Raw genomic sequence first — 1,640 nt, forward strand, 5'->3', positions numbered from 1 at the left:
GTGCTGAAGGTTCCTTCAAACATCCTGCTTCCGCTCATCGTGGTGCTGTGTGCCATCGGAGCATATGCATTGAACAACCGTGTCTTTGACATGTGGGGCCTGATCCTCTTTGGTATCATCGGTCTGGCCATGTCCAAGGCTGGAGTTCCTGCCCCTCCGTTCATCCTAGGCTTCATCCTTGAGAGTGCTTTTGAGACAAACCTCAGACGTGGTCTTGAGTACTCGAACGGGAACTTCCTGGAAGTCTTCACCCGTCCGATCAGCGCCATGTTCCTGATTCTGGCAATCGTCAGTTTGGCAGCCACCCTGTACAAGCAGTACAAACCCAAGAAAGCAACGAGCGAGGAGTAAGCAATGCATACGAAGCACGAGTTTCCCATCATTACCGAAATGCTGGTCATTCCTGTAGCAGGGTATGACAGCATGCTCCTCTCCCTCAGCGGTGCCCACTCTCCCTATTTCACCCGCAACCTGGTGATCCTCAAGGACAGTAGCGGCAATACCGGGGTGGGAGAGGTGCATGGCGGAGAGGCCATTGCCCAAGCGCTGGAGGAGTCGAAGAGCTTGGTGGTGGGACAATCCATCAGCAGTTACCGTGCGGTGCTCAAGCGCCTGACCGACATCCACAACAATCTCTCCAAAAATAGTGAGGGGCTGCAGAACCTCTCCTTGGCAAATTTGAAGGACGTGGTGCACTCCGAGACTGCAGTCGAGTGTGCCATGCTTGACCTTTGGGGCCAGTTCCTTGGTCTTCCTGTCTGTGACCTGCTTGGTGACGGGCGCCAGCGTGACGACATTGTCACCCTGGGCTACCTCTTCTACCAGGCTGACAAGCGCAAGACCGACCTGCCCTACCTCGATGAGAGCTCCAGCTCGAATCCCTGGTACAAGATTCGCCGCAATCCGTTCATGGACAGCCAGGCGATCGTGGAACAGGCCGAAGCCCTTCAGTCCTACTATGGGTTCAAGGACTTCAAGCTCAAGGGCGGTGTTCTGGAAGGTGCAAAGGAGATGGAAGCGATTGAGGCCTTGGCCAAGCGTTTCCCCGATGCCCGGATCAACATCGATCCAAACGGGGCTTGGAAGCTCGATGAGGCGGTTGCCCTGTGCAAGGGCAGCAGCCTTACCTATGCCGAGGATCCCTGTGGGACTGAGCGCGGCTACTCGGGTCGTGAGACCATGGCCGAGTTCAAGATGCGCACCGGTATTCCCACCGCAACGAATATGATTGCAACCGACTGGAAGCAGTTCTACCATGCGGCATGCGAGAAGAGCGTGGACATCGTGCTGGCCGATCCGCACTTCTGGACGATGAGCGGCTCGGTGCGTATGGCGCAGGTCCTCAACGACTGGGGCCTGACCTGGGGTTCGCACTCCAACAACCACTTTGATATTTCGCTGGCTATCTTCGCCCACTGCGCAGCAGCAGCGCCCGGTGATATCACAGCGATGGATACCCATTGGATCTGGCAGGACGGTCAGTACCTGACCAACAATCCCTACCAGATCAAGGACGGAAAGATTCATGTTTCCAATGCTCCCGGACTTGGCCTTGAGCTGAACATGGATGCAGTGATGAAAGCGAACGAGGTCTATCGTAAGCTTGAGGTCGGCGCCCGCAACGATGCTGTTTCCATGCA

Annotated in this window: 2 protein-coding genes; both read left to right on the top strand. The window is 56.0% G+C overall.

Going from position 1 to position 1,640, the window contains the following annotated elements:
* Window positions 1–351 (top strand): tripartite tricarboxylate transporter permease (locus B3F49_RS00685; RefSeq protein ID WP_293908540.1); only part of this gene is annotated, 351 nt, incomplete at its 5' end.
* A gap of 3 nt (window positions 352–354) precedes the next feature.
* On the top strand, window positions 355–1,640 hold a 1,286-nt coding region (locus tag B3F49_RS00690), incomplete at its 3' end, for an enolase C-terminal domain-like protein (protein WP_293908541.1).

Origin of the sequence: Sphaerochaeta sp. UBA5836 (genome assembly GCF_002432845.1) — a bacterium.
GTDB lineage: Bacteria > Spirochaetota > Spirochaetia > Sphaerochaetales > Sphaerochaetaceae > Sphaerochaeta.